Consider the following 23,993-nt stretch of genomic DNA (forward strand, 5'->3'; position numbering starts at 1 on the left):
ATGTGAATTTTGAAGATTTTTCGCTATCTCTCGAACGGCTGTTATTGGCTGTACTTATTTTCTATTGAGATATTCACTTGCTAGTTTTGTGTCAGAATATTGTAAATTAGAGAATTTTACATTATTTATTTCAATTCCATTTTCAGTAATCTTTCCAAAAAGTTTTCTTTTCTTAATTACTTCTTTTGGATTTTCTGGAACTAATTCAGGACAATAATCACAACTTATTTCAGTAAGTTCGATTATTTTTTGACCATTTTCGGTTTTTACAATTCCAATATAATAATAAAATCCGCCATCAGATGACGAATATAAAGTTTTCTTTCCAATTTTAGAAATTGGAACTCTATCGAGATAAACACTATCTTTTTTAATTTTCAATAGATTTTTGTGAAACCATTTTTGATTTGGATTTTCAAAATCCTCATTTGTCTCCTTTCCGTTTTTGTCTTTAATCCACATGATTGGTTCATATCCAACAAATAATTTTTCTTTCGAAGTTTGAGAACATCCAAAAATTGAAAACAATAAAAATACATAATAGGATTTTTTCATAGTTCTTTTTGTACGATTTCGGACAGAATAGCCACTAAAGTTACCGTGTCTACACGACTGTTGCGAACTTCGTAAACGTTTATTTTCCGTTAAAGATAAAAATTCTTGCGAAACGTGAACTTGAGTATACTATAAAATTCTCAATTGCGAGAACGGTTAGCAGACGTAGCTATAACTCGATTTGAATTTTCACTTTTCCGCCCAACCCTTTTTCCACAATATCATACAAAGTTTTGAGAGTCAAATTACTTCCATTATTTTCTATTCTGGAAATATATTCTCTTTTCTTGTCAACTAAATCTCCAAGTTCTGTTTGAGTTAGATGTTTTTCTTCACGCGCCTTTTTTAAAAGCAAACCAATTTTAAAGCCTTGGAATTCTCTTTCAAGTTCGTCACGTCTTTCGGTTCCTTTTTCACCGTAAACATTATTTTTAATTTCTTTCCAGCTTTTAGTTTCCATAGTTATTTAGATTTTTTTTCTGTGTAATATTTAGTCATTAATTTCAACGCTTTTTCCATTTCATTTTTTGGTGTCTTCTGCGTTTTCTTTTGAAAGCCGTTAAGTAGAATGACGAGTTTCCCATTGTCAAAGAAGCAGAATACACGCCAAATGTTTGAGCCAAGTTGAATTCTAGCTTCATAAAGCCCATTTGTTCCTTCAATTGATTTCAAATAATTAGCAGGAACTCTTTCCAAAGTTTCAATAGCCTCAATTATTTTGAATATTTTATCTTGAACTTTATGAGGTTGTTCAAGAAGAAATTCTTCAAAGTGATTTTCATATGCTATAACTTCACGCACTTTCATTTTTCAAAGGTAACTTAAAAGTTACATTGATTCCAAATTTTAAAGTAAATTTTCTTGATTTGCAGATTTTTGGCCATGTCTGCTAACGTCAGACTGTGAAAAAAATTCCACAATCCACAAACAAATATAAAAATTACTTGTAAGAAAAACATATTTTTCTTATTTTAAACCATGCAACATCCCGTAACTTCGGGATAGTCTTTTGGAGAGGTTGTGTAACGGTTACTGCTGTTGTGCGTTCGGCAATTTATTTACAGAATTGCAACTTTCTGATTTAGTATCTCAACATTGAAATTAACCTTCGCATTGAGTGCTTTGAAAACTTTCATTATTGTGTCAAATCTTGCATCAGTTAAGCTATTTTCAATTTTCGAAATTTGTGCTTTTTTTACACCAACTAATTTACCTAACTGTTCTTGCGTCAAGTTTCTTTCTTTACGGATTTGCTTGATTGTTTGACCAATAAGCTCTAGCTTTAATTCATTTTCAAAAGCATCTCTATTTTGAGTTCCTTTTTTTCCAACGAATTTATCAGTTACTTCATCTAAACTATATGTTTTCATAATATTATTTTTTTTCGTTAAAATATTTTATTCTTAAAGCTTCAGCTTTTTCTATTTCTGTTTTTGGAGTTTTGTCTGTTTTCTTTATAAAACCATTTGACGAAACTACGATTGTATCTTGTTTATTGGATTTATCCCAAAAAGCAAGTAATCATATATTGCTTATTGTATAAAGTTCTAAATTCCCAAATTTCTCCATCAAGTTTTTTGAATAATTCATTATCATTTACACTTCTTGATTTCCAAATATTGTAAAGTATTTTTTCTCTTGACTTTTGATCTAAACTTTCCAAAAAATCAATTACTGGCTCAAGAAATTCAACTTTGAATTTATATTCCATTTGAAGCTTTTAAATTATTTTGGGTAAAGATATAAGTTTCCTTTTTAAGAAACAAATTTTCTTAGAATTTCGGGGCGGATTGCTGACGGTTTGCAGCTTGGCGAAGGCGGGGCTTTCGAAGCACCATCTGTCAAGCTACCACTAATGTGTATTCGGAGCCGAAAAGTTTCTGCCACCACGAACGCCCCGCTTTTGGCAAGGTGCTGTTATGGGCTGGCTTTCTTGTCGTTCCATTGTTGTAATGTGATAATAATTCGTCTTCCTCGTCAGGTTTGTCGTAAGCATCAGCTTCGGTTAAATGCCCATCTTGGTCACTTATTCTTGTCAGTTTTTTTCCTTGTCTAAACACAAGTTGAAGTCCGTGTTCTTGTTCCCAATCACACTCACAAGCAATTTGTATATAAATATCATTATCTCTTCTGTGTCGCCTTGTCACATAAATTTCTGTCGGGTGAATAAATTTCCAAATTTCGTCTTGTTTATTTATTTGTCTTAAAGGCTCGTCTGCTTCGTCAAAACCAACTGCATCTAAAAAGTCCTTACAGTTCTTATGAGCAAGGTCAGAAATTAAGTTTCTATCGGTAGATGTATGTTTAAGGAAATTTGTTAACGCTTGGTCGGCTTCTTCAACAAAATACTTGTCATATTCAGGTTCAAAGTCCATAAATGTTATTGTCAACTTTTCGTTGTCAAAAAATGGAATTTCAATTCCTGCACTTTTCCACCAGTCAGGAAACCTTTCTTCTTGTTTAAGTTGTCCAATTATTCTTGAAGTAATTTCCTTGCTCATTGTCTTTATTGTTGCCGCTTAAGCTTGCCCATAACTCATAAATATGCGCACTAACTCATATATATGCGCAAAACAATTTCACAGCTGTAAGATACGAATATAAAAAAATAAGCGGTGAAAACTAAAAAAAATACTTTTTGGCTATCTAAAACACTATTTTTCAATAATTGCATCCTGAATTACCTTTTGAATATCCTCTCTAATATTTTCTTTAGATAGTTTGTTGGGTAAATTTGAATCGGGATACGTCCTGTTGGAAAGAAAAACATAAATAATCTCAGTGGCTGGGTCGGCCCAAGCTATGGTTCCTGTAAAACCCGTATGTCCAAAACTAGACATCGATACGCAACCGCAGGTTGGTCCAGCACCACTGAGTTGCGGTTTATCAAATCCTAGTCCACGACGATTGCCTTCAGCACAAAACCAACACGTATTAAAATCCTTGAACGTAGTTTCTGAAAAGTATTGAACTCCACCATAATTTCCTTTTTGCAAATACATTTGCATCATTTTGGCAATATCCATCGCATTAGAAAATATTCCGGCATGCCCACCAACTCCACCTTCCATCGCGGCTTCCATATCGTGAACATAACCTTGAATGGTATCATGGCGAAAGTAAGAATCAATTTCTGTTGGGATAATTCTTTTTTTCTCAAATTTAGTTAACGGATTGAATAACGTATTATTCATTCCCAGTGTTTTATAGAAATTATCGGCTGCCAATTCGTCTAGATGTTTGTTCATTACTTTTTCGAGATATTGTTTCAAAATAATGAAGGTAAAGTCACTATAACGGTATTCTTTTTTTTCTATTAATGGACTGTTGATGATTTGTTTCATAATCGTATCATGATAATCATCTCTTACATACAAACTGTCTGAAACTCTTTTGGTAAACCCTTCACTATACACTTTTCGATAGTATTTCTCCATTGGCATCTTTGATGAATCTAAAGTAGCTTTGTAAAACGGAATCCAAGCTTGCATTCGACCATAGTGCGACAATAATTCTTTAAATGTTATTTGTTGTTTGTTTGATCCTTTAAATATAGGTAACATTTCGCCTAGAGTAGTTTCAAGTGTAACTTTCTTTTGGTCATAAACTTGCATTATGTTGGGCAAAGTGGCCACCATTTTTGTTACTGATGCAACATCGTATACATCATTATTATTTACTTTTACATCACCTTCATAGGTTTGTTTTCCGAATGATTTTTGATATATAACTTTTCCTTTTCTAGCTACTAAAATTTGCATTCCTGGCGCCATTTTACCGTAGATGGCCTTTTGAGCATAGGTTTCGATTTGCTTGAGTTTCTCTGAACTCATGCCTACTCTTTCTGGAATTGAAAATCCCAATCGGTTGAGCTTTTGAGTTGTGATTCCGTCGCCGGCCTTTAAGGTACTATTGATAGAAACAGGAAGCAATCCTTTGGCATCTATCGCTCCAAAGATTATTTCGGCAGAAACTTCTTGAACAATATCGCCATTTTGATACGAAACGATTACGCCGGGTATTTCATCAAAATTTAATATTCTTGATAAGGAATAAGGTTTGGCGAAACAATCTATAATTACTTTCTTTTTAGAAGCAATAGAATCAATTATTTGCAATTCAGGAACAGTAAGCTCTGGCGATTTCCACCAAGATTTGTCCGATTTATGATATCCAATGATTACAGTTTCATAATCGATTAATTTAGTCATTAAGCTATCGATATTGGTATCTGAAACTTCGGTGACTTCAGTATATTTCTTTAAAGTAGTAACGAATGAACTGTTGGAATCATCACCTAATTTTACGTAGGCAATTTTCTGATTTAAATTTTTTATTGGGAGAATGCTTCCATCATTTTTTACGACCGTAACTGCATTTTCATATAATTCATATTGTAATGTTTCATTCGATTTTGGATTCAAATCATTATACAAATTAATCCCTTCGATAGGTTTGTAGTTATTTAATCCTGCCTTAAACTTATAGCGTAAAATCTTCTTTACCGATTCGGCTAATCTTTTGTCGGTAATAAGGCTATCCTGATAGGCCATGCATATTTTTTCGGTAGCAAGCGGCACGTTTTCTGCAAAAAGCAAAATGTCATTCCCTGCCATAAAAGCTTCTAAGTCGATATCACCCGGTTTTCTGAAGTTGCTGGCACCTTTCATATTTAGAGCATCGGTAAAAATAAGTCCATCAAAACCCAATTCGCCTTTAAGTAAATTTGATACTACATTATAAGATACAGAAGTAGGATAACCTTCTCTTGGCTCTAAGCTAGGAATATTGAGATGCGCTACCATAACCGAAACTAAACCTTCATCAAACATTCTTTTGTAGGGATATAATTCTACTTTATCAATATGTTCGAGTGATGCCTTTACAACGGGTAATGTACTGTGTGAATCTGTAGCGGTATCTCCGTGTCCGGGAAAATGTTTTCCGGTAGAGAAAACACCCTGATTTTGCGCACCATTCATAAGTGCGATAGCGTGTTCGGTCACATTTACTTTATTTTCACCGAAAGAGCGGTAACCGATAATTGGATTTTTTGGATTCGTATTGATATCTAAAACGGGAGCAAAATTAAAATGAATTCCCATTCTTTTGCTTTCTTTAGCCAAGCTGGCGCCCACTTCCTCAACAAGTTTTAAATCCTTGATTGCACCCAAAGTCATGTTAAAAGGATAACGGAAAGTTGAATCTATTCGCATACTCAATCCCCATTCCGCATCAATTCCTATAAATAAAGGCACTTTTGCTATCGATTGGTATTTGTTTGTCAATCTCGCCTGACGCATTGGTCCACCTTGAAAAAAGATTAGTCCTCCAATTTTATAATCGCGAACTAATTTTTCAACTGCGTTAGTGTGTATAGTGTCTTTGTTTGAATAGGCAGCAACCATAAACAATTGCCCTACTTTTTCATCAAAAGACATTTGATTATAAATACTATCTACCCATCGTGTTTCCGAAGAAGTTTTGGGAAAAAAGTTTTTCCGATCGGATTTTAAATGTGGAATGTAAACTTCTTCGTCTGCTATAATATCAGCTTTTGGAAAAATTGGTATGGATTTATTTACAAGTTTTGTCGACGAACAATTCGTAACTAAAAATAGCAATCCCGTGCCTAAACCTATACTGCATAAAAGCCTTTTCATGTACTATGATTAAAAGAAACGACTATGCCAGCTTTCGCTAGCAGGAACTTCCCAGTTTTCGTTAAATTCTTCGATGGTATTAACAAGATTATTAAAAACAATCGTATGATCTGTAACGGCTTTTTCTTTGGCCATACGTTTGAAATCGAGTAATGATTTATGTGCAATATGCTCGCCATTTTTGAAGGTTACATTCATTTTATCTAGTAAATCAACCTTGTATTTTTGTTCTAAATTTTGAATGAATGCTACCGACGAATCTATAGAACATCCAGTTGCCTGTTGCACTTCCTGATTTACTGCAAGAATAATAAAACGATTGTATTTCAAAAGATAAGAAGCTTCTAAAGCCGTTCCGTGAGCAGCCCAATTTTCGATAAATAACTTTAAGTCATCATCTATTTCAGCCATTTCTTCGTCCGAAAATTTTCGGTTGGATTGATAAATCCAAATTTTAGAATCTTCGGGTAAATTTTCAAATGGTATAAACATTTTTATTTTTTTTGTAAACTAGTTATAATTTTAAAATACTTAAAATCTTTAGCTTCAGGATCATACATTTCAAATTCGTCATAACCAACAATAAGCTCTGTTCCTGATTTTATAGTTCCTTCGGTGTAAAGAGAAGCCGTTTCAAAATAGTTTAATAGAAGTAAATTGTGCGATCGGTTATTTTTATCTTTTAACTTAATCGATACAAATTGTTTGGTCTCTATATCCGTTACCTTACCTTCGATCGTTAATTGCTTCACCTCTGTTGTACTTTCTTCATCTTCCATTTGTCCTAATGCAATTATATAGTCTGGACAATGAGAAACCATTTTAATGGCTACTTTCTCGCCAAGATTTTGCATTCCTTTATCATTTCCAAATTCGGTTCTATCTTTTTCGGGCAACTCCATTTTATGTTTGGAATAGCTTTCAATCATACACAAACCCAAAGTCATAGTCAACTTATTGTCTTTAGCTTCCGCATTGATATCTATTTTTTTAGATTCTATGCAGCTACAGGTTTCCTTAGCAATTACATCATAAACATCATCCGTTTGGGCATTGATTGATGCTGAAAATAGTAAGAATAAATGCAGTATTTTTTTCATATTATAAATCTTGAGCATTTGCAATTAATTCTGCAATATCCATCACTTTTATTTCACCTTCTTTTTCTTTATTTTTAACTCCATCGGTCATCATTGTGTTGCAGAATGGACAACCTGCTGCAATAATTTCGGGATTGGTTTCTAGTGCATCTTCGGTTCTTTCAATATTGACTTCTTTATTTCCCGGTTCAGCATCTTTAAACATCTGTGCACCACCAGCACCACAGCACAAACCATTCGCTCGAGAACGTTTCATTTCAACCAATTCAGCATCTAATTTTTGAATTAAATCTCTTGGTGCTTCATAGACATTATTTGCTCTTCCGAGATAACATGGGTCGTGAAACGTAATTCTTTTTCCTTTGAACTGCCCGCCTTCAATGGTTAATCTTCCTGTGTCTAATAATGATTTCAAAAACTCGGTGTGATGAATAACTTCATAATTGCCTCCCAATTCAGGATATTCATTTTTTAAGGTATTAAAACAATGCGGACAAGCAGTGACAATTTTTTTAGCTTCGTAGGCATTCAAAACCTCGATATTCATCATGGCTTGCATTTGAAACAAGAACTCATTACCAGCTCTTTTTGCTGGATCGCCAGTACAACTTTCTTCTGTTCCTAAAACAGCAAAATCGACATTAGCTCTATTTAAAATACGAACGAATGCTTTGGTTATTTTTTTTGCTCTGTCGTCAAAACTACCAGCACAACCTACCCAAAATAACACTTCGGGTTGCTTGCCTTGAGCCATCATTTCTGCCATGGTTGGCACGTTTACTACTTCACTCATAAATTTCAAATTAAAAATTCCAAATCCCAAAAAAACCTGAAATCTATATCTTACTATCTAATAATACTATTCATGATGTTCGTCATCAAACACTTGAATAGTAACTTCTTTATCTACTAAATCGGTAAATTTTCCTCTATAACGCGTTGCTTTCACTAAGTGATTGTCAATCCAATGATAATTTCCTCCACGTGGTTTACCAAATAAAATTCCGTGATATTTAAATCCGTATTTCTTCAACCAAATTTCAGTATACGCCCTGTGCGCTTCAGTTCTAGAAGTAAAGAAAAATATAACATGACCTTCATCATACCATTTATTTAGTGTTATCAATGCGTCAGGATAAACTTCGGCCGTTAACATACGTTCTGGTTCTTCGTTTGGAATATCGTCACAAACGGTTCCGTCAATATCGATTAAATAATTTTTTATACCTTCTGGTAAAATTGGACTTAAATGCTGCCCGTTTTCCGTGATACTTTGCAAGCTTTTGTCAATGTCTTCCGTTTTCATTTTTTTAATATTTAATATTTCACATTCATTTGACAAATTCCCAAGTCTCACATTTATGGTAATTTGTAATAGTAATTATTATTCGTTTTTCCAGTTTAATCTATCTTGCTGATTGTACTGCCATGGTGCACCATTATTCTCAATATTAGTCATCATTGCGTTTAATGATTGTGGTGCCGCACTTTGTTCCATTACCAAATAACGTCTCATATCCATGATTATGGACAATGGACTAATATTTACCGGACATTCTTCTACGCAAGCGTTACAGGAGGTACACGCCCAAAGCTCTTCTGGAGTGATGTAGTCATTCAATAACGATTTATTATCTGGAACAAAAATGCCCTTGTTGGCATCTATATTTCTACCTACTTCTTCCATTCGGTCACGTGTATCCATCATTATTTTACGGGGTGACAATTTTTTTCCCGTTTGATTGGCTGGACATGAAGAAGTACAACGACCACATTCGGTGCACGTATAAGCGTTAAGCAATTGCACCCAGTTCAAATCTTGAACGTCAGAGGCACCAAACTTACTCGGCACCGCATTGTCATCAGCAGGTTGCGCCGCAAATGGATCGGCGTTTGGATCCATCATTAGTTTTACTTCTTTGGTGACACTTTCTAAATTATCAAATTGTCCTTTTGGATTCAAATCAGCAAAATAGGTATTTGGAAACGCTAAAAGAATGTGCAAATGTTTGGAAAAGTATAAGTAATTCAGGAAAACTAAAATACCAATGATATGCAACCACCAAGCAGCTCTTTCAATAATTTCTACTTGCACCAAGTCCATTGAATAAAATAAGGGTGAAATGTGTTGTGAAATAATGTTTCCCGAGTTCTTCATTTGAAAATGAAAATCAGTGGCATTCATTATTAAAAACAGCGTCATCAAGACAATTTCAAAATAAATAATGGTATCAGCATCTTGCTTTGGGGCGCCTTTTAAATCGGAACTGGCAAAGCGTTTGAGTTTAATTATATTTCTTCTGATCCAAAAAATGATTACTGCTACTAAAACCAATACGGCCAGAATTTCAAAAGAAGCAATTAAGAAACCATAAAATCCTCCGAGAAATGAAAATACGCGGTGTGTTCCCAAAAGTCCGTCGATAATAATTTCTAAAACCTCAATATTTATAATAACAAAACCAGCATATACTATAATGTGGAGCAAACCGGCAATTGGTCGTTTCACCATTTTAGATTGCCCTAAAGCAATCATTGCCATATTTTTCCATCGTTCTGACGAATTATCAGTACGGTTGACATCTCGTCCTAAATTAATATTGCGTTTTAGTTTTTTTACATTTTTAGCAAAAAAGCCAATTCCAACAACGAGAATAATTGCAAAAAGAATGTTGTCAATATACATCATAAGGTAAGCTTACTTTTTAGTGATGGAATCGTTTTCAGGTGCTTTATAAGGCTTGTTTTTCTTCCCAAATAAAGATACGTTCACATATCGTGTCGGATTTAGTCGTAAATCTTGTAACAAAAGCTCTAACTCCTTAGCTGTTTTTGCGAAGTTATTGAACATCGTTTCATCTTTAGCTAGTTTTCCTAAAGTTCCTTTTCCCGATTGCACATCAGCCATAATTTTATCAAAACTAGCTAATGTTTTTTCTAAATTCTTAACCGTTTTACCAATATTTGCTTTCGACAAAGAATCAGACATTTTAACGAAATTAGCCGATGCTTTATCAACATTGGTCATCGTTGAATTAAACTTGCCTTTGTTATCCGCTAACATTTCGTTTACGTTGTGGGAAGCCAATTTAAATTCTACTAAAGTGGCATCAAGGTTGGCAATACTGCTTTTTAAGTCTGCTTTAGTTTTGGCATCTAAGATGGAATTGACGTTTTTAAGTAAACCATCTGCTGAGACAACCATCTTTTCTACTTTTTCCTGTAGCGGTGTTAATCGTTCAGCTACTAATGATGTTAAGCCTGGTTTGACATCTCCTTGCAGCGTAAACCCAGATTCGGCAATGGTTTTATCATTAAAATTTGGTGTAATCATAATTTGTTTACCACCAATTAATCCTGGTTCGTATAAAGAAGCTACACTTGATTTTGAAAAAGGGAAATCCGATTTAATTTGAAGCTCTACTTGAATTTTCCCTAAATTATTAAGAAATTTTACACCACTTACTTTACCAACTGTAAGTCCGTTTATTGTTACTGGTGCGGAGCTCATCAAACCTTCCACATTATCATATTGAACATAGAATGTTTTATAATTAGAAAGTAAATCCCTTCCTTTAAGGAAACTATAACCCCAAATAAATAATAAAATAGAAGCAATAACTAATATTGCGGTCTTAATTTCTCTTGTGATTTTCAATGGTAATTCGTTTTATATTTAGCTGCACTCCGTTCGCTTCGTCTGTGTCATAAAGTTCGACCTATTGTCTTGTGTCGCAAAGTTAAAATAAAATCTCAAAACTCCTTGTTATTATTGTTTTAATGCTTCTTGAACCGAAACTTTTTTACCATTTTTAAAAGCAATTACAAAAGCAGAAGAATATCCTTTGCTTTTTGCTTCAGATAGTAGCCTTTTCGCCTCCTCATAATTGGTGGTTTCGCCATACATATATTTGTAAAAGTTTCCTTCAGAAGACACTGATATATTGTTCAAGCCATTGAAATTACTTGGAACCAAATCTAATTTTTTTCCACTTGCAGAAAGTTGCACTTTATATGAAGCCACTCCCGAACTAACTACTTCCAGTTTTACTTCTGTTTTTTTGATTTCAGGTGATTTAGGTGCTTGTTTTTTTACTACACTATCAACCACTTTTACCGGTTCTACTTTTTGAGAAGGTTTAATCATTGAATCACTATCACTAGAACCAAAGTTTTCTTTTTTATAGGCAACTATGGCATTGGCTATCGATTCCGCTATTTCTTGTTGCCCATCTTCTGAGTCCAATCGAGCGCCTTCAGTTGGATTAGAAATAAACCCCATTTCAATCAAAACTCTAGGCATATAAGCCTTGTGCAACACCATATAAGGTGCTTGTTTTACTCCTCTGCTTTTTCTCCCAACTTCCATAAACTGCTCTTGTACTTTTCCTGCTAATACAATGCTATTATTTAAATATTCTTCTCCCATCATGGTCAAGCCAATCATGGTTTCGGGAGATTTTGGATCAAAACCTTCATATTTTTGTTTATAATCTTTTTCAAGGGTAATGACTTCATTTTCGCGTTTGGCAGCTTCTAAATTTGATGCGTTTTTGGACATACCCATGACGTAGGTTTCGCTTCCGTCTGCAACGTTATTTTTATTTGCATTGCAATGAATTGAAATAAAAATATTGGCATCTGCTCGATTTGCAATATTGGCACGTTCAATCAAATCAATAAAAACATCTGTTTTCCGTGTGTAAATTACTTCGATACCTGAATTTTTCTCTAAAATCTTCCCAACTTTCAAAACTACAGCTAACGCGATATTTTTTTCTATATGCCCATGATACACGGCACCATAATCATGACCACCATGGCCTGCATCGAGAGTTACCTTAAATTTCTGCGATTGAGCGTATGTTGTATTTGAAATGACTCCTAAAATAGTCACCACTATTGTAAACAATCGTTTCATTTGTTGTATTAATTTTAATTGTATATAATTTTATTTTAATGCTGATACTTTTCCATTGTCAAATTGCACTATGAAAGCATCTAAAAATCCGTGACTTTTTGCTTCATTATGCAATCTTTTAATACTACTTAAATCATATGATTTTCCGAAATAATATCGGTATAAGTTATTTTCGAAGGTATAAGAAATTGTGTCAAGTCCTTTAAACTCGTTTTTTGATAAATCTTTCTTTTTCGAACTTGCAAATAATTGTACTTTATAAAATACCTGCCCAGAATCATCAGTCATGACGCTGGTAGATTTTATGGCATCATTAGATTTTGCAATTGTTGAATCTAAAGTCTCTTTCGGTTCAGGTTTGTATTTTTTCTCTACAATCTTTACGTCTTCTTCATTTAATGGTTCATTAAAATACACTTTTTTATAATGAATTATAGCATTTGCAATTTGCTCCGCCATTTCGTTTTGACCATCGTCAGAATTTAAATATTGACCTTCTTCTTTATTTGATAAAAATCCCAATTCAATTAATACGCCTGGCATAGTCGCGGCATCTAATACCCAAAGCGGCTGTTGTTTAACACCTCTAGTTTTTCGATTTAACTTATTGGTGAAATTATCCTGAATAGTTGTTGCAAGGTTAATACTACCATATAGATTTTCTTCTTGAATGATTTTACGTCCTATTAGAATTTCGGGTTTACTGGGGTCAAAACCTTTGTAGGTTTGTTTGTAATTGTCTTCTAACAGAATTACTGAATTTTCATTTTTTGCAACTTCTAGATTCATATTGGTTCTTGAAAGTCCCATAACAAAAGTTTCTGTACCAGAAGGAGTTTGATTTGAAACTGAATTACAATGGATAGAAACAAATAAATGAGCATTAATTTTATTGGCAACTTTTGGTCGGTTAACCAATTCGATGAAAGTATCATCAGTGCGAGTATATTCTATTTTAAAATCTTTTTCTTTTTCTAATATCGATCCAACCTTAAGTGTTGTTTTTAGGGCAATCTCTTTTTCTACGAAACCGTGATATGAATTTCCTGGATCTTTTCCACCATGACCAGCATCCAACACTAAAACAAATTTTGGATTATTAGATTGTCCGAATACTGAAAAAATACAAAAAAGTAAAACTAATAAAAAACTGTATTTTATATTTTTAATTAATTTCATGGAGTTAAAAGTTAATTTTAATTAAAACCAAAAGGTTATAATGTCAATATTTAGTTATTTTTGAGCAGAAATATTGTTTAAGTTTGCCACTTCAAAAACCAAGCCATATTTCTACAAAAATAGCACTAAACCTTTGCAAAGAAACTTATTTTATATCGTTTTTTTAACAATTTTCCTAACACTGGGAAACGGAAAAACATATTCGCAAGAGGTGCCCAAAAGAACTAAATCATTTAAGTCTAAAAATCAGACGGATACACCCAAAACAAGTACTAAAAAAGAAGTAACTACCACAGAACTTACTGAAGTTAAAATAAAACCTGAGACGATTGTAAAAAAACCATTGTTGGAAAGTAAGATTCGACGCAAAGCGGTTGACTACGAAAAATTAGACCAAAAGAAAAAACTAATAACACTTTACAATCAAGCTGAAGTATATTATCAAGACATTGAGTTAAAATCGGGTATAATCGTTATCGATTATGAAAAAAGCGAAATTTATGCAGGTAGAATAAAGGATTCAACCGGAGCGTATACTCAATTACCTTATTTCAAACAAGGAACTAATATAGTTGAACCTGATTCTATTCGTTTTAATTTCAAAACCAAAAAGGCATTGGTTTGGAATTCAAGAACAAATCAAGGTGAATTTAACGTAAAAGCTGAAATCACAAAAAAGGAAAACGATTCGGTCTACTTTATGAAAGGTGCTCGGTTTACAACATCTAAAGACATTGACAATCCAGAATATTATTTCCAAACCAATAAAGTAAAATTTGTTCCTGGAAAAAAAGTTGTAGTTGGATTTACCAATATGGTTATCGCTGATGTGCCAACGCCAATAGCCATGCCGTTTGCATTCTTTCCAATGACAGAAGAAAGTCGTTCGGGTTTGATTCTGCCATCTTATAACGACAGTAATACTCGGGGTTTTTCATTACAAAATGGTGGTTACTATTTTGCCTTGAGTGATCATTATGACTTGACTATTCTAGGTGATTATTATACGAACGGCAGTTATGGCTTACGTTTTGAAACTTCCTATGCCAAAAAGTATAAGTTTTCGGGGAATTTCAACCTTCGTTTTGAAAACCTCATCAATAGTGAACGTGGATATCCTGATTATTCTAGGACCAATATTTATAACATACAATGGTCACATTCTAAAGACGGAAAATCCAATCCCAACTCGAGATTTTCAGCCTCAGTAAATTTAGGAAGTAGTAAATATTTTGTAAATTCCATAAATCAGGTAAATGTGAATGGCCGATTAAATAATTCGCTAAGTTCGTCTATTTCATACTCCAAAACCTTTAATTCTATCCCACAAGTTAACGTAACAGTAGCGGCCACACATTCTCAAAACACGAATACAGAAGAAATTAATATGACCTTGCCAACTATGCAAATAAGTGTAGATAGGATATTTCCTTTTGCTCCAAAAGATGGTGTTAAAAAAGGATTTTTTAAGAATATCAATCTTCAATACAATGTAAGAGCCGAAAACAGAATTGCGACTACAGACTCTCTCTTCTTCAAACCACAAATGTTCGAAGATGCTAAAGTGGGTTTCCAACACAGCATTCCGTTGAGTACCAATTTTAAAGTATTTAAATATTTTAGTGCCACCACATCGGTTAATTATAATGAAGTTTGGTATTTAAAAACGATAAGAAAACAATTTAATGCAACTGAAAACCAAGTTGTTGATACTGAAATACAAGGGTTTGATGCATTTAGAACTTATTCTTTTACAGCCGGATTAGGGACCACAATTTATGGAACGTTTAATTTTGGCGAGAAGAAAAGAATACAAGCCATACGCCATGTTATGAGACCTAATATTTCGTACAGTTATACTCCGAGTTTTGCCAAATATTATGACACCTATGATCCTGACGGAAGCGGAACCATGTCAAAAGAATATACTCGATTTGACAATGGAATTTTTGGGGCTCCCGGAAAAAATATGTCTAACAATTTAGGGTTCAATTTGAGTAACACCTTTGAAGCGAAAGTTACTGACAAAGATTCTACTAAAACAGAGCCTAAAAAAATAATGCTCTTGAATAATTTAAACTTTTCTACAAGTTATGATATTACTGCCGATTCACTAAAATGGTCTCCAATGCGTGTAAGCGGTGGCACACTATTGTTTAAGCAAAAAATGAATGTAAATTTTGCCGCAACACTCGATCCGTACGCCATCAATAATTCGGGGAATCGCATTAATACATGGAATATAGACAATGGCGGAAGTTTGTTTAGAATGACTAGTGCAAATATGACAATGAACTATTCCTTTTCCAGCAGAGGTGAAAACAAGGATAAAAAAAACAAACAAGGAGAACGAAATGGTGGTCGTGAAGATGATTTATTCGGAACCAATACCGACTTGGCCGACCGAAGAACAAGTCAATTCAAAGACGATGAGGACAGTGAAGATAAACTCTCCGATTTTTTTAAATATGATTTGCCCTGGGATATGAACCTTGCCTATTCATTAACCTATTCTAATAACAATCGAGAGCAGAAAGTAACTGGGAACTCGCTAATGGTCTCTATGAATACCGATTTAACGCCCAAATGGAAAATTGGTGTTTCGACTGGATATGATTTTGTTTCAAATGGCGTTACCTTCACTCAGTTTCGATTTGAAAGAGATTTGTTGAGTTGGCGAATGGATTTTAATTGGGTGCCTTTTGGAGACAATGCCAACTGGGGATTCTTTATCGGTATAAAAGCTGGAGTATTAAGTGATATCAAATATGATAGACAAAACCAACCCGATAGAGCAATTAGATAATTACAACTTATAATTTATGAATGCTAAAAAAATAATTTTTACCGAAAAAGCCCCAGCACCAATCGGACCTTATAGCCAAGCCGTTTTGATTGGTACTACTTTATATACATCTGGACAAATTGCTCTAAATCCTGTTACAATGGAATTGGTTCTTGATGATATAGAAACCGAAACCAAACAAGTCATGGAAAACATGAAAGCCGTTCTAAATGCTGCAGATATGGCTTTTGAAAACGTGGTAAAAACTACTATTTTTATTATGGATATGGGCGATTTTGCTCGTATCAATTCTGTTTACGGAAGTTACTTTGATGAAAAAATAGCACCAGCGCGCGAAACAGTTCAGGTGGCGGGTTTACCAAAAGGGGTAAATGTAGAAATTTCAATGGTGGCGGTAAAGTAATAATATTCTATTTATGTAATGCATAACACGTTAAGAATAATTAGTAATAAATTACTTAAAACGTCCTCCATTATGGATAAAATTAAGCTTTAGCTGATTAGAGTGAAGCTTATCGAGAATCTGAAATGACGAACCTATTATGTCGTCTTTATTACTTATTAACAAGATAATAGTTAATAAGAAAAGAACAATCCATTCACTTCATATATATAAATATTTATATTTGAGATATTTAACTATATAAACTTTACAATCAATCCCCACTTGATTGTTTTTTTATATTTATTTCTCTAACCAATCTTTTTTTTATGAATGAAAAAACACTTTTCAAGTCAGCAATTCTATCAGTAGTGATTGTATTAGGGGCTATAATTAGCTATGAAATCTATCTGCGTGGGCAAGGTATTCCTGCCGATTTTGATGATGATTCCCCTCTTTGGGCACATACAAGAGTTAAAGCAATTGAACCTGCCTACAAAACAATAGTTTTTATTGGCTCGTCTCGAATAAAGTTTGATTTAGACATACCCACATGGAAATCACTTACCGCTTTTACACCGATACAATTAGCAATGGTAGGAAGTTGCCCTAGACCAGTATTAGAAAACTTAGCCAACGATCCGAACTTTAAAGGCAAGTTAGTGATTGATGTAACCGAAGGATTATTTTTTAGTAATGCACCACATAATCAAGAAACACCCAATAAAAATATTAAATACTTTCACGAAAGAACGCCTGCTCAACAAGCTAGTTTTGAAATCAGTAAAGTGCTCGAAAATAATTTAGCATTCTTAGACAAAGGTAATTTATCACTCAATGCGCGTTTGGACCAATTAGAATTAAAAAGCCGTCCTGGGGTGTTTATGATGCCCATCTTCCCTATCTATTTTGACCGAACAACCTATGAACGTCAATCGTTTATGACGGATGAATTTGTTGCCGATACACAACAACACAACCAAGTAAAATCCATTTGGGACTTTTTTGCTCAAGGAGCTAAAATGGCACCACCAACAAAGCAGTCCGAATACGATGCTATTTTCAAATCAGTAGTCACCAATACCAACAAGATCAAAGCCCGTGGTGGTTCAGTTGTTTTTGTGCGAACGCCCTCAAGTGGTGTATACTATCAAGGTGAAAGTATGAAGTTTCCAAGAGACCAATTTTGGGATCGATTGTTAAAAGAAACCAATTGTGTGGGCTTACATTTCAAAGATTATCCTGCTATTGCAAACTTTGAATGTCCTGAGTTTTCGCATTTAAAAAGAACTGATGCTGTAATTTTTACGAAGCATTTCTTTGATTTTTTAAGTCAACAAAAAGGGTTTACCGATTTGAAAACAAACGATTACTTCTAATTAAACGTTCACTATTATGGTATTTAATTCCTATACATTCATTGCCTTTTTCATTATAATCCTCTTCTTGCATTACCTGCCTTTGTCTTGGAAAACTAAAAAAGTAAATCTGCTATTGGCAAGTTATATTTTTTATGCGGCCTGGAATCCACCATTTATTCTATTATTATGGATGTCAACTGTAATCGATTTCTATGTAGGGCGTGCGTTGTACACCCAAGAGAATAAACATAAAAAGAAACTCCTGTTGATTGTTAGTTTAATAGGGAATCTAGGCATGCTTTGTTTCTTTAAATATGGCACTTTTTTACTCGAGAACTTTGTGGCGTTGAGTCATGCCATTGGATTCGATTATAATCCGGCTAAACCCAATATTATTCTACCAGCCGGTATATCTTTCTATACTTTTACTACCTTGTGTTATACGATTGACATGTATAAAAAAGAAAGCAAGCCAGTACAGTCTTTACTCGATTTCTCTTTGTTTGTAACCTTCTTTCCACACTTAGTTGCCGGACCAATTGTTCGTCCGCCACAGTTAGTACCCCAATTTGAAAGTCCAAGGGTAGCGTCGCGCAAACAATTGATGGATGGTTTATTACTGCTAACTTTAGGTCTTTTTATGAAAGTAGTTTTGGCTGATAGTATGTTGTCAACCACAGCTGATGCTGTTTTTACATCTCATGATATACTGCCCGCACTCGATGCATGGATAGGTGTTTTTGCCTTTTCGGGACAAATCTTTTTAGATTTTGCAGGGTATTCTACCTGTGCCATAGGTGTTGCCTTGTGTCTTGGATTCGTATTGCCACAAAATTTTAATTATCCCTACGCGGCGATTGGCTTTTCTGATTTTTGGCGACGCTGGCATATTACGTTATCGAGTTGGTTAAGAGACTATTTATACATACCCTTAGGCGGAAGTCGCAACGGCAAAGCCAAAATGTATTTTGCCTTAATGATGACCATGCTTCTAGGCGGTTTATGGCATGGTGCCAACTGGACTTTTGTAGTTTGGGGAGGATTACATGGTTTGTACTTATGGGTTGAAAAGTATTATAAAGATGCAAGAGGCATAAAAAATAATCACAAACCTTCAGCCAATACGGTACTTAATTTTGGCTATGCCCTTCTTACCTTTATGTTAATAAATATCACTTGGGTTTTCTTTCGTTCGGATACTTTCGGAAGAGCTTGGGGATTATTACAATCTATGTTCGGAATGACTGATGGCAAACCGCTACTTACCACCATAGCCATACTTAAAGTAGCCCTAATTATTCCATTAATCGTTTTGTTTCATTGGTTTATGCGAAACACCAAAGTACTCGATGTTGCCTATAAACTCCCTTGGATTGGGCTCAGTCTTATTTGGTCCTTTTTGTTGCTAATGTTAATATGGGCTCAAGAAAGTGGTAGTTCTTTTATTTATTTTCAATTTTAATTACCAACACTAAATAAAAAAAAACAAACAAAATACTAATAATCAAATAGTTATAAAATAATAAAAAATAGTAACTTTACAGTACAACTCTATAGCTCCAACTACTAAGTAATTATGTGGCTTATCGTAAAACAGCAATTATGAAAAAAAAAATATTATTTTTTTTCTATATTTTACTTTGTACCACCATTAATGGGCAAACCTCTATTGCCGAACTTTACCACAACGAAGACTATAAATCACTTAGTAAATTTGAAGATAAAGATAGCTCCCTTAATGGTGAAGAGTTGTATATGGTGGGCTATGCTTTTTATAGATTAGAGAAAGATGATAAAGCAATTGAATTTTATGATAAAGCAATTGCTAAGGGTTTTGATAATGGCATACCCCATTTTTATAAAAGCGTCTCACTTACCTACTTAAAAAAATATGAGGAAGCCTCCAAAGAAATTGATATGGCTTTGCAAAAGGAACCAAACAATCAGGAATATATGAACCAGAAAGGGTTGATATATAAATCGAAAGGACTAGAAGATAAAGCACTGGATTATTTTGAAGAAGCCACTCGATATCCGAACACTTATGGTGAGCCTTTTTTTTGGGTTGCTTATATTTATCATGGGAAGCAAGTTTTTGAAAACGCCTTAAAACTCTACTGTGTTGCAGCAGATAAAGTACCAAAATTTAATAATTATTATGTTACTACACTTTAGAGTATTGGACAACTTGAATATACCTTTACACAAAATTATCAAAAATCGGCACTAGCCTATGAAGAAGCTGCAGCGCTCAGACCCCAGGATTATAAATGGTAACCCAAACTTATTAAAGCTTTTAATGCTAACAAGGAATATTCATAAGCGGATCTCGTTTTTGCGCAGTTGAAAACTGCTTATAAAAACAATGAAATTCAGGAAGACGACATGAAATTTAAAATGGTTGCTGTTGACGAATATAAATGGAACAAACAATATCTTAATGTTTTTAAATCATTAGAAGATCCAATTAAAGCCTTAGATATGTCATATAAGGTGTTTCTTTTAAATAGGACAACTTAGACCATTGAATAAATTTTCATAGTTGAGAAGACAATTCAAACACAAGGTGGGTTAAAACATTTACTTTGTAAATTAAAAAAAGATTCTAACTTTACCTACCCCTAAAATTGGAAAACTGATGTTATTACTTTGGAAGACATAAAAAAAGTTATTGCACTTATACTTGTTGGAAAATTGCAACATAACGCGACATCAAGTTATGATTAAAAATAATATTATGATATAAGTTAAATTTATTCTAAATGGCTATCTAATAAAATAGATCCACTATCTAACAGCAGACCTAGTTTTAATGAAATAAATTCCAGCAATAATGGGAAAGAGAATCCTGTGTTTATTTATTCAATACGTGGTAAGCAATTAAGCCATCAATTGGTCTTCTAAGCACGTTACCCACTTTTATATCGTATACTTCTAATGCCGTTTCTAATTCCTCCTTTAAATAAAAGGCAATAGATCCTACAAAATGAACCAAAACATCGTGACAATTGTCAAATTGCATAATATAATTCTCTGCGAAATCTTTCATTTCGGCTTGTATTATTGCTTTACAAAAAGGGGTGTCTTTGTGTTTAATTAAGAACTTAGCAAATGTTGCTAAATAGGCATTTGGGTTTGGTTCTTTATATAAATTATTTTTAATATAGTCCGCATCTAAATTGTATTCTTCTTCAAATTCTTTAGCCATTGCTGATGGCATTTTATTAAAATAATAACCGCGTAATAAATGACGTCCAAAACGATTACCCGAACAATCGTCCATAGCGATATATCCCAAAGACTGCACTTTTTGGTGCAATACTTTGCCATCAAAGTAGCTACAATTAGAACCTGTTCCTAAGATACAAACAATGGCTTTTTCATCTTTCGGCGTTGTAGCATAGACTGCAGCATACGTATCTTCGTGAACCGAAACTGTAGCTTTAGTAAAATATTCTTTAAAGACAGTAGTTAAGAAATCTTTCATTCTAACAGTTCCGCATCCGGCACCATAAAAGTAAAGGTGTGAGGCTTTATTCTTGTTATGAGAAATATCAAATTTGTCGTCTAAACGAGCTATAATTTCTTCTTTATCGAGAACTTCAGGATTTAGTCCTAACGATTGTGTGGTAAACAAAACTTTACCATTATCATCAATGGCAATCCAATCGGCTTTAGTAGATCCACTATCAACTAATAATTTCATAATTAATTTGGAATTACGAATTAGGAATTACGAATTTGAACTATACTCAAATCATAAAACGTAACTCTTTATTATATATTTTTTGGTTTTGGTTAGGAATAAAAAAATACCATAATCGACAAAGATAATGGGATTATTGAAAATATTATAATCCAGCGATGTGAACAGATAAATCAATTAATTTACTTGAATAGCCATATTCGTTATCATACCACGAAACTAATTTGAAGAAGGTTGAGTTTAATCCAATTCCAGCTTTAGCATCGATAATTGAGGTACGAGTGTCAGAAACAAAATCTTGAGAAACCACATCATCTTCGGTATATCCTAAAATTCCTTTCATTTCATTTTCTGACGCTTTTTTCAAAACTGCCATAATCTCCTCATACGAAGTTTCTTTGGCAACTTTTACTGTTAAATCAACTACAGAAACGTCAACAGTAGGAACTCGGAAAGACATTCCAGTTAATTTTCCGTTTAGTGCTGGAATCACTTTTCCAACTGCTTTTGCAGCACCAGTTGACGATGGAATTATATTAACAGAAGCAGCACGTCCGCCCCGCCAGTCTTTTCTAGATGGTCCGTCAGCTGTCATTTGTGTAGATGTAGTTGCATGAACTGTAGTCATTAAACCTTCTACTATTCCAAAATTGTCATTAATAACTTTCGCTAATGGTGCCAAACAGTTGGTCGTACAAGAGGCATTTGAAACTACTATGTCAGTAGCTTTGGCTTCAAGGTGATTTACTCCCATTACAAACATTGGAGCATCTGCCGAAGGTGCTGAAATAATTACTTTTTTGGCACCACCATCTATATGTGCTTTTGCGGTATCAATCGTTGTGAAGAAACCTGTACATTCAGCAACTACATCGACATCGACGTCTTTGTCATCCCATTTAACCAATTTTGGATCTCTTTCGGCAGTAACTCTGATAAATTTATCATTTACGTATAGTTTTCCCTCTTTCACCTCTACTTTCCCGTTGAAACGTCCGTGAACAGAATCGTATTTTAATAAATAAGCCAAATGATCTACATCTAATAAATCGTTGATTGCTACTACTTCTACATTGTCTCTGTTAAAGGTTTCTCTAAAAACTATTCTTCCAATTCTTCCGAAACCGTTAATTCCTAATTTTACTTTTGACATTTTTTTTATATTTTATATTTATAGTTTATGGTTTGAACTATGTACCACAAACATTTTTTAATTTTTATGTAGACATGATGTCTGATACTCTTAATAATTCTTGATCTATTTCTGAATTCCCTTTAATAGCATTTTCTAATGGCGTTAAGGCTACTTTATCATTTAATATTCCCACCATAAAATTTGATTTTCCTTCTAAGATAGATTCTACTGCTTTTACACCAAGTCGAGATGCTAACACCCGATCATAACAAGATGGAGCACCGCCACGTTGCATGTGACCTAAAACGGAAACTCGAATATCGTATTCAGGCATATTCTCTTCGATGTAATCTTTAAGTTCAAATACGCTTTTTCCGATTTTATCACCTTCGGCAATAACCACAATACTCGATGATTTACCTGATGCTTTACTTTTGCGTAGGGATTCTAAAAGACGCTCTAACCCTAAATCTTGTTCAGGAATAAGAATTTCTTCGGCTCCAGCCCCAATCCCGGCATTCAAAGCAATGTGACCTGCATCTCTTCCCATAACTTCTACAAGGAAAAGGCGGTTATGTGAACTGGCGGTGTCCCGAATTTTATCAATACATTCTACAACTGTATTCAATGCTGTGTCGAATCCTAAGGTATGACTGGTACCAAAAATATCGTTATCAATTGTACCCGGAATTCCCATCACTGGATAGCCAAATTCGCTATTAAAAACTTCAGCTCCTGTAAAAGAACCGTCGCCACCAATAACAACAAAGGCATCAATTGCCGCATTTACTAGATTTTGATGTGCTTTTATTCTACCTTCAACAGTCATAAACTCTTTTGAACGCGCCGATTTTAATATGGTTCCTCCTTTATTAACGATATTGTTAACGCTTCGAGGTCCCATTTCCTTAAAATCGCCTTCAATCATTCCTTGATAACCTCTGTATATTCCAATACATTCTATATTATGATAGGCACACGTTCTCACGACAGAACGAATGGCTGCATTCATTCCGGGAGAATCGCCGCCAGAAGTGAGTACCCCTATTTTTTTTATGACTTTTGACATTATTTACGTATTAAAATGTAAAATTAGCAAACAAGAACCATTGTTTTATCCCTAATATTGGTATGTTCATAAAAGAGGTGAAATTCAATCGTTTTCGTTGATAAGTTTTTGGGTTA

The 23,993-nt window shown here is 34.0% G+C and carries 23 protein-coding genes and 1 pseudogene; 5 read left to right on the forward strand and 19 right to left on the reverse strand.

Annotated features, from left to right (window positions below):
• Positions 1 to 54: 54 nt before the first annotated feature.
• The 16 genes from ACIQ2L_RS06625 to ACIQ2L_RS06700 form a co-directional block, all read right to left on the reverse strand.
• Positions 55 to 555, reverse strand: coding sequence for a hypothetical protein (locus tag ACIQ2L_RS06625; protein ID WP_396157360.1), 501 nt, complete (start codon positions 553 to 555; stop codon positions 55 to 57).
• Between the two features lie 169 nt (positions 556 to 724).
• Positions 725 to 1,015 carry a helix-turn-helix domain-containing protein gene (locus tag ACIQ2L_RS06630; protein ID WP_396157361.1) on the reverse strand — a complete coding sequence of 97 codons (291 nt, stop codon included), beginning with the start codon at positions 1,013 to 1,015 and terminating at the stop codon, positions 725 to 727.
• A gap of 2 nt (positions 1,016 to 1,017) precedes the next feature.
• Positions 1,018 to 1,362 carry a type II toxin-antitoxin system RelE/ParE family toxin gene (locus ACIQ2L_RS06635; protein ID WP_396157362.1) on the reverse strand — a complete coding sequence of 115 codons (345 nt, stop codon included), beginning with the start codon at positions 1,360 to 1,362 and terminating at the stop codon, positions 1,018 to 1,020.
• Positions 1,363 to 1,613: 251 nt separating this feature from the next.
• Positions 1,614 to 1,925 carry a helix-turn-helix domain-containing protein gene (locus tag ACIQ2L_RS06640; RefSeq protein WP_396157363.1) on the reverse strand — a complete coding sequence of 104 codons (312 nt, stop codon included), beginning with the start codon at positions 1,923 to 1,925 and terminating at the stop codon, positions 1,614 to 1,616.
• A gap of 4 nt (positions 1,926 to 1,929) precedes the next feature.
• Entirely contained in the window at positions 1,930 to 2,037 is a 108-nt protein-coding gene (locus tag ACIQ2L_RS06645) for a hypothetical protein (RefSeq protein ID WP_396157478.1), read from the reverse strand.
• Between the two features lie 19 nt (positions 2,038 to 2,056).
• Entirely contained in the window at positions 2,057 to 2,266 is a 210-nt protein-coding gene (locus ACIQ2L_RS06650; RefSeq protein ID WP_396157364.1) for a hypothetical protein, read from the reverse strand.
• 130 nt (positions 2,267 to 2,396) lie between these two features.
• Positions 2,397 to 3,056: a DUF6985 domain-containing protein gene (locus ACIQ2L_RS06655; protein ID WP_396157365.1), complete on the reverse strand. Its 660-nt coding sequence runs from the start codon at positions 3,054 to 3,056 to the stop codon at positions 2,397 to 2,399.
• Between the two features lie 153 nt (positions 3,057 to 3,209).
• Positions 3,210 to 6,218: a glycoside hydrolase family 3 N-terminal domain-containing protein gene (locus ACIQ2L_RS06660; protein WP_396157366.1), complete on the reverse strand. Its 3,009-nt coding sequence runs from the start codon at positions 6,216 to 6,218 to the stop codon at positions 3,210 to 3,212.
• Between the two features lie 9 nt (positions 6,219 to 6,227).
• Positions 6,228 to 6,710 carry an ABC transporter ATPase gene (locus ACIQ2L_RS06665; RefSeq protein ID WP_396157367.1) on the reverse strand — a complete coding sequence of 161 codons (483 nt, stop codon included), beginning with the start codon at positions 6,708 to 6,710 and terminating at the stop codon, positions 6,228 to 6,230.
• Positions 6,711 to 6,712: 2 nt separating this feature from the next.
• Positions 6,713 to 7,318 (reverse strand): hypothetical protein, encoded by a 606-nt coding sequence (locus tag ACIQ2L_RS06670; RefSeq protein ID WP_396157368.1) that lies wholly within the window; start codon positions 7,316 to 7,318, stop codon positions 6,713 to 6,715.
• 1 nt (position 7,319) lies between these two features.
• Positions 7,320 to 8,111: a (Fe-S)-binding protein gene (locus ACIQ2L_RS06675; protein ID WP_396157369.1), complete on the reverse strand. Its 792-nt coding sequence runs from the start codon at positions 8,109 to 8,111 to the stop codon at positions 7,320 to 7,322.
• 66 nt (positions 8,112 to 8,177) lie between these two features.
• The gene (locus ACIQ2L_RS06680) at positions 8,178 to 8,624 is read right to left on the reverse strand and encodes a phosphoheptose isomerase (protein WP_396157370.1); all 447 of its coding nucleotides are present in this window, start codon (positions 8,622 to 8,624) and stop codon (positions 8,178 to 8,180) included.
• Positions 8,625 to 8,702: 78 nt separating this feature from the next.
• On the reverse strand, positions 8,703 to 10,007 hold the full coding sequence (locus ACIQ2L_RS06685) for a 4Fe-4S dicluster domain-containing protein (protein ID WP_396157371.1): 1,305 nt from the start codon (positions 10,005 to 10,007) through the stop codon (positions 8,703 to 8,705).
• 9 nt (positions 10,008 to 10,016) lie between these two features.
• Entirely contained in the window at positions 10,017 to 10,976 is a 960-nt protein-coding gene (locus tag ACIQ2L_RS06690; RefSeq protein ID WP_396157372.1) for an MlaD family protein, read from the reverse strand.
• Positions 10,977 to 11,087: 111 nt separating this feature from the next.
• A complete protein-coding gene (locus ACIQ2L_RS06695) occupies positions 11,088 to 12,239 on the reverse strand; it encodes an N-acetylmuramoyl-L-alanine amidase (RefSeq protein WP_396157373.1) in 1,152 nt (383 codons plus the stop codon).
• A 30-nt stretch (positions 12,240 to 12,269) separates the two neighbouring features.
• Positions 12,270 to 13,418 (reverse strand): N-acetylmuramoyl-L-alanine amidase, encoded by a 1,149-nt coding sequence (locus ACIQ2L_RS06700; protein WP_396157374.1) that lies wholly within the window; start codon positions 13,416 to 13,418, stop codon positions 12,270 to 12,272.
• 83 nt (positions 13,419 to 13,501) lie between these two features.
• Here ACIQ2L_RS06700 and ACIQ2L_RS06705 point away from each other — a divergent pair.
• The 5 genes and pseudogenes from ACIQ2L_RS06705 to ACIQ2L_RS06725 all read left to right on the forward strand — a co-directional run bounded on the left by ACIQ2L_RS06705 (position 13,502) and on the right by ACIQ2L_RS06725 (position 20,142).
• Positions 13,502 to 16,224, forward strand: a pseudogene (locus tag ACIQ2L_RS06705) (putative LPS assembly protein LptD).
• A gap of 16 nt (positions 16,225 to 16,240) precedes the next feature.
• Entirely contained in the window at positions 16,241 to 16,627 is a 387-nt protein-coding gene (locus tag ACIQ2L_RS06710) for a RidA family protein (protein ID WP_396157375.1), read from the forward strand.
• Positions 16,628 to 16,935: 308 nt separating this feature from the next.
• Entirely contained in the window at positions 16,936 to 17,985 is a 1,050-nt protein-coding gene (locus ACIQ2L_RS06715; RefSeq protein ID WP_396157376.1) for a hypothetical protein, read from the forward strand.
• Between the two features lie 16 nt (positions 17,986 to 18,001).
• Positions 18,002 to 19,429 (forward strand): MBOAT family O-acyltransferase, encoded by a 1,428-nt coding sequence (locus ACIQ2L_RS06720; RefSeq protein WP_396157377.1) that lies wholly within the window; start codon positions 18,002 to 18,004, stop codon positions 19,427 to 19,429.
• A gap of 140 nt (positions 19,430 to 19,569) precedes the next feature.
• The gene (locus ACIQ2L_RS06725) at positions 19,570 to 20,142 is read left to right on the forward strand and encodes a tetratricopeptide repeat protein (protein ID WP_396157378.1); all 573 of its coding nucleotides are present in this window, start codon (positions 19,570 to 19,572) and stop codon (positions 20,140 to 20,142) included.
• A 679-nt stretch (positions 20,143 to 20,821) separates the two neighbouring features.
• Here ACIQ2L_RS06725 and ACIQ2L_RS06730 read toward each other — a convergent pair.
• The 3 genes from ACIQ2L_RS06730 to pfkA form a co-directional block, all read right to left on the reverse strand.
• Positions 20,822 to 21,673, reverse strand: coding sequence for an N-acetylglucosamine kinase (locus tag ACIQ2L_RS06730; protein ID WP_396157379.1), 852 nt, complete (start codon positions 21,671 to 21,673; stop codon positions 20,822 to 20,824).
• A 145-nt stretch (positions 21,674 to 21,818) separates the two neighbouring features.
• Positions 21,819 to 22,826, reverse strand: a complete 1,008-nt coding sequence (gene gap, locus ACIQ2L_RS06735; protein ID WP_396157380.1) for a type I glyceraldehyde-3-phosphate dehydrogenase — start codon at positions 22,824 to 22,826, stop codon at positions 21,819 to 21,821.
• Positions 22,827 to 22,890: 64 nt separating this feature from the next.
• Positions 22,891 to 23,877, reverse strand: coding sequence for a 6-phosphofructokinase (pfkA, locus tag ACIQ2L_RS06740; RefSeq protein ID WP_396157381.1), 987 nt, complete (start codon positions 23,875 to 23,877; stop codon positions 22,891 to 22,893).
• Between the last annotated feature and the right edge of the window lie 116 nt (positions 23,878 to 23,993).

This window comes from Flavobacterium sp. (genome assembly GCF_044369455.1).
Classification (GTDB): Bacteria; Bacteroidota; Bacteroidia; order Flavobacteriales; family Flavobacteriaceae; genus Flavobacterium.